3 protein-coding genes and 1 pseudogene are annotated in these 4972 nt (G+C 71.8%); 1 reads left to right on the top strand and 3 read right to left on the bottom strand.

Annotation, left to right across the window (positions count from 1 at the left end; all coding sequences use genetic code 11):
• The coding region (locus GTW43_RS06000) for a LysR substrate-binding domain-containing protein (protein WP_237536436.1) at positions 1 to 458 on the top strand (458 nt) is incomplete at its 5' end.
• 19 nt (positions 459 to 477) lie between these two features.
• Here the strand turns inward: GTW43_RS06000 and GTW43_RS05995 are convergent.
• The 3 genes and pseudogenes from GTW43_RS05995 to GTW43_RS05985 all read right to left on the bottom strand — a co-directional run bounded on the left by GTW43_RS05995 (position 478) and on the right by GTW43_RS05985 (position 4544).
• Complete coding sequence (locus GTW43_RS05995; RefSeq protein ID WP_161300571.1) at positions 478 to 1518, bottom strand: LacI family DNA-binding transcriptional regulator; 1041 nt, start codon at positions 1516 to 1518, stop codon at positions 478 to 480.
• Positions 1519 to 1592: 74 nt separating this feature from the next.
• Positions 1593 to 3352, bottom strand: a pseudogene (locus GTW43_RS05990) (discoidin domain-containing protein).
• Between the two features lie 94 nt (positions 3353 to 3446).
• Positions 3447 to 4544 (bottom strand): DUF1996 domain-containing protein, encoded by a 1098-nt coding sequence (locus tag GTW43_RS05985; RefSeq protein ID WP_161300570.1) that lies wholly within the window; start codon positions 4542 to 4544, stop codon positions 3447 to 3449.
• Positions 4545 to 4972 lie beyond the last annotated feature (428 nt).

Genomic DNA, 4972 nt, shown 5'->3' with positions numbered 1-4972 from the left:
TGATGCCGATGCCCGACGGGCTGGTCAAGGCGAGCATCCTCGACGACCCGGCCGACATCGCGATGCCCGCGGACCACCCGCTCGCCGGCCGCGCCGAGGTCGGCCTCGAGGACTTCGCGGGCGACGAGTGGATCACCTGGGGCGAGGGCGAGTTCTGCCACGAGTGGCTGCTGTTCACCCTGCGCGCCCGCGGCGTCGAGCCCCAGGTCGGCCACCGCGCCGCCGAGACCCACACCCAGCTCGGCCTCGTCGCCGCGGGCCTCGGTGTCTGCGTCGCCCCGCTGCTCGGCCGGCACCCGATGCCCGAGGGCGTCGTCACGGTGCCGGTCCGCCAGAAGGTGCGCCGCCACGTGTACGTGGTCTGGCGCGCGGACGCGGACCGGCGCCCCTCGATCCGGGCGGCCGTCGACGCCCTGCAGAAGGCGGGCGCCGACCTCGGCCGGGCGGCGGAGCGGTGAGACGCCGGCCGGGGCCGGCTCACGCCGAGTCGCGGACCACCAGTTCGGGATCGAAGACGACCGACGTCGGCTCCGTCCGCTCGCCGCGCACCTGTTCGTCGAGCAGCCGGGCCATCTCCGCGCCCATCCGCTCGACCGGCTGACGCACCGTCGTGAGAGTGGGATCGCAGGTCACCGCCACGCTGGAGTCGTCGAACCCGATGACCGCGACGTCCTCCGGCACCCGCCGCCCGCGCTCGCGCAGCACCTGACAGGCTCCCTGCGCCATGAGATCGTTCGCCGCGAACACCCCGTCGAGATCCGGGTGTCCGTCGAGCAGCCGGGCCATCGCCGCCGCGCCGCTCGCCCGCGTGAAGCCGCCCTCGGCGCTCGGCACCAGCGGCCGCCCGTGCCGCGCCATCGCGTCCCGGAACCCCGCGAGGCGCTCCTGGCTGGCGGTCACCGACAGCGGCCCGGAGATGGTCGCGACCCGCAGCCGTCCGCGCGCGACGAGATGCGCGGCGGCCAGCCCGCCGCCGTCCCGGTGCCCGAGGTCCACGTAGCTGAGCGGCACCGGTGTCGCCGGCCGGGCGAACAGCACGGCGGGCAGCCGCGCCTCGGCGAGCAGCGCGGGCAGCGGGTCGTCGGCGTGCGTCGACACCACGAGCGCGCCGTCGGCCCGGCCCTGGCGCAGATACGACAGGACCTCGCGGCGGGCGGGGCCCGACTCGGCGAACATCAGCACCGGATGCATCGAGCGGGGCCGCAGGTACCCCACGACCCCGCCGACCACGCGGCCGAAGAACGGGTCGGCGAACACCCGCCCGGCGAACCCCGGCTGCTCCTCCTCCGCGGCGTCGCCCGCGCCGGACACCACCAGGGCGACGGTCTCGGCGCGCCGGGTCACCAGCGAACGGGCGGCGCGGTTGGGCGCGTACCCGGTGCGTTCGATGGCGCCCTGCACCAGTGCGCAGATCGCCGGGTCGACGTTGCGCACGCCGTTGACCACCCGGGACACGGTGGCCCGGGAGACTCCCGCCTCCCGGGCGACGTCCTCGAGCGTGGGGGCCTGTCTGCTCATGTCGGCACCTTAGCGGCCCGGCCCCCCGCTCAGATAGAGCGCTCTCCCACCGGGGGGACGCGAGGGGTCCGCACTCAGTTGTAGACCCCGAACTCGTAGAGCGAGTAGCCGTATCCGGTCCCGCGCGCGGTGCCGTGGACACGGACGTAGCGGCCGGTGCCGGCGACGTCGAAGTCGTCGATCCCGCCGTTGCCGTCGGTGACCTCCCGCACGGTCGTCCAGTTCTCGCCGTCCTCGGAGGTCTGGATCGTGTACGCCTTCGCGTACGAGGTCTCCCAGTTCAGCTGGACGTGCCGGAAGGAGCGGCTCTCGCCGAGGTCGACGCGCAGCCACTGAGGGTCGCTCCAGTCGCTCGCCCAGCGCGTGTCGTTCTTGCCGTCGACGCCGCGGCCGCGGTGCACGGGCAGCCGCCGTACTCGGTGGTCTGCTCGGAGGAGGCGGTCGCGGGCCGGCCGGCGGCGAGGTTCGTGCCGTCGACGGGCGGCGGCACGACGCGCACGGAGCGGGACTCGATGCCCACGTTGCCCCTGCCGTCGGTGACCTTCACGTAGAACTTCCACACGCCGGGCCGGTCCGGTGCGGTGACCTTCACCCGGCCGCCGCCCTCGTCGGTGGACGCCAGCGGGACCAGGTCCTTGTTCTGGTCGAGGTACATGCTGTTGCCGAGGACCTGGTACGTCAGCGCGTCGCCGTCGGGGTCGGTGGCCTGCGTGGCCACGGTCACCTCGCCGCCCGCGGGCACCGCGGAGGCGCCGCCCTCGACGGTCATGTCCGTGATGACGGGAGGGGTGTTGTCGCCGGAGGTGTCGCCGCCGTAGGCCTTCTTCACCGCGTAGTACGAGAGGCGCTTCTCGCCCGCGGGCAGCAGGTTGAACCAGACGCCGCCGAAGTCGTTCTCGGTGCCGTAGTGGAACATCGTGGCGCCGAGCGCGACGCCCCGGTGCCCGGTGATGCAGTCCCAGGCCTTCGTGTAGCCCTCGGCCTTCGCCCGGTCGGCGGGCTCCTCGGGGACCCCGTTGGCGTCGTCCGGCACCTCCCACTCGCCCGCGGGGCCGGTCTCGGTGACGATGTAGGGCTTGTCGTAACCGCCCTGGTCCCAGGCCGACTTGACGTCGCACACGGCGTTGTAGGCGTTCACGGCGTACAGGTCGAGGTCGGGCGCGTTCTTCTTGTAGTAGGGCCAGGCGCCGACCCAGGCGTCGGTGGAGGTGACCGGATGGTTCGGGTCGACGGCGTGGATCTTCTTGGTGATGTCGTTGACGAACGTCGTGTACGCGTCGCGCTGACGCTCCAGCTCGTCGCCGCTGTAGCAGTTCTGGAGCCCGAGCACCGACTCGTTGCCCACGTTCCACATCAGGACGCCCGGGTTGTCCTTGTAGGTGTCGACCCACTTGGGGAACTCGTCGAGCATCTGGTTCTTGTACGCCGTGTCGGTCAGGTAGTTCACACAGCCGCCGCTGCCCGGGCCGCCGCCGGGCTGCAGCCAGAAGCCGGCGATGACCTTGATCCCGTTCGCGGCGGCGGAGTCGAACAGGGGCTTGCTCGTGGCGTCGGTGCCCCAGGTGCGGATCGTGTTGACGCCCATGGACCGCAGGTCCGGCAGATAGCGGTCGGCGTCGGCGACGGAGGGTCCCCAGGTCAGGCCCTTGACCTGGTAGGGGGAGCCGTTGACCTCGAGCTGCCAGGCGCCCTGGGAGCCGGTCACCTTCACCACGTCGCCCGCCGCGTGGGCGGTCGCGCCGGGCAGGGCGAGGAAGCCGGCCGCGAGCACGCCCGCGGTCAGGGGCGGGGCGATGCGGCGGGTGCGGCGGGACCGTGCGGTGGTTCTGGGCATGCGGATGCCTCCGGTGGGGGTGTGAGGGGGAGCGTGAGGGGAGCGGTGCGAGCGGGGGCGGGCGGCTCGCCGGAGCCGCCCGTCCCCGCACCGGTCAGGGCAGTTCGTAGTTCTCGTCGAGGACCGCGCCCGCCTCGGGGTGGGTCTCGTCGTAGCCGCGCGGGTCGCACTGGAGGGCGCCGACGACACAGTGGTCGACCATCGCCGCGAGCGTCCTGTCGTCCCACGCGTTGAAGAAGTCGTAGTGGAACGAGTGGGCCGCGCCGCTGGAGAGGCGTACGTCGGACAGGTCGCCGTTGACCGGGAAGGCCATCTTGAACTCGATCATCGGCAGCGCGACCGGGTGGTCGGGCGGGCAGACGTTGTTGTTCGTGCCGGCCTTCACCACCGGGTAGGCCATGTGGCTCTTGTGGTCGGGGGTGTCGAGGTACTTCCCGTCCCAGCAACTGGGCGCCTGCATACGGATGTTGACCTGGGTGTCCTGCGTGGTGGGGCAGTCCGTCGGGAACTCGACGTTGAAGTAGCTCGTCCCGCACTCCCAGCCCTCGACGAACCCGGGGTGGTCGCGGAACTCCTGCGCGCTCTGCATCGGGCTGCCGACGACGAAGCGCAGCCCCTTGGGGAACGGACGCACACTCGTGTAGTCGGTGACGCCCGCCTTGTAGTAGATGGTCTGGTCGCCGACCGGCAGCACGGGGGTGTCGCCCTTGAGCATGGTCGGCATCCAGTAGCCCGAACGGTCCCCGGGCGCGAGGCACTTGGTGGAGCCGGCGTCCAGGGAGGCCGTGGTGCTGTTCGCGTCCGTGGTCGTGTTGCCCATGAACGTGTGGTCGTGCGACTTGCCGGGCTGGCCCGGGTAGACGATCGGGTCGTCCGGCTTCGTGTGGGTGACGGAGCAGTGGGCCTGGAACTCGTGGAAGTAGCGGTGCGGCGGTTCCTTGTCCGACGGTTCGACGCCGGTCACCGGCGGGTCCGCCGGGATGTAGCCGTCACCGTCCGGGTCGTCGCCCGAGGACTGGGTGGACGGCGCCATCCGGTGGCCCGCGGGATGGACGGCCGCCACCTGGGACGTCCCGGTGTCCGGTGCGGTCTCGGCGCCTGCCGTGAGGGCGGTGCCGCCGATGCCGAGGGTCGTCAGCAGGAGTGCGCCGGCGACCAGGGACCCGGAGAGGATCCTCGTTCTCCGTGGCATGGGTGAACTCCTCTGTGGGAGGTGGGGATTGGCTGAGAGAGCGCTCTCCCACGCTCGGAGTGTTGAGGGCGTGACGCGGGGGTGTCAAGGGATCCGACGCTCCCCGGGTCGTCTTTGCTGTGATCGGTTCTTGAACTCGGCGCTGAGACAAGTGGGATGAAGAAGTGTCAGAAGGACGCCGGATCAGGAAATGAGTCCGGAATCTCGTCGTAACTCTTGACGCAACCTTCACGAAGCTGAAGCATCCCTCCGCGAGAGAGCGCTCCCACACCCCCACTCGTTCACTTCTTGAACCAGGAGAGCCGCTGTGTCCCCACGCCCCACGTCATCGCAGCCGTCGCGCCGCTCGGTCCTCGGAGCCGCGGCCGCGACCGCCGTCGCCCTCCCCGCCCTCGGCGCCACGGCGGCCTCCGCCGCCCCCTCCGCGG

Source organism: Streptomyces sp. SID5785, from assembly GCF_009870065.1.
In the GTDB taxonomy this organism is placed as follows: Bacteria; Actinomycetota; Actinomycetes; order Streptomycetales; family Streptomycetaceae; genus Streptomyces.
The sequence above is the reverse complement of the archived record's forward strand: the minus strand, read 5'-3'. Positions and strand labels throughout refer to the sequence as shown.

What these genes read in the sequence shown, in the direction of transcription:
- GTW43_RS05995 (WP_161300571.1), bottom strand. Translation starts at nt 1,518, where the DNA reads ATGAGCAGACAGGCCCCCACGCTCGAGGACGTCGCCCGGGAGGCGGGA.
- GTW43_RS05985 (WP_161300570.1), bottom strand. Translation starts at nt 4,544, where the DNA reads ATGCCACGGAGAACGAGGATCCTCTCCGGGTCCCTGGTCGCCGGCGCA.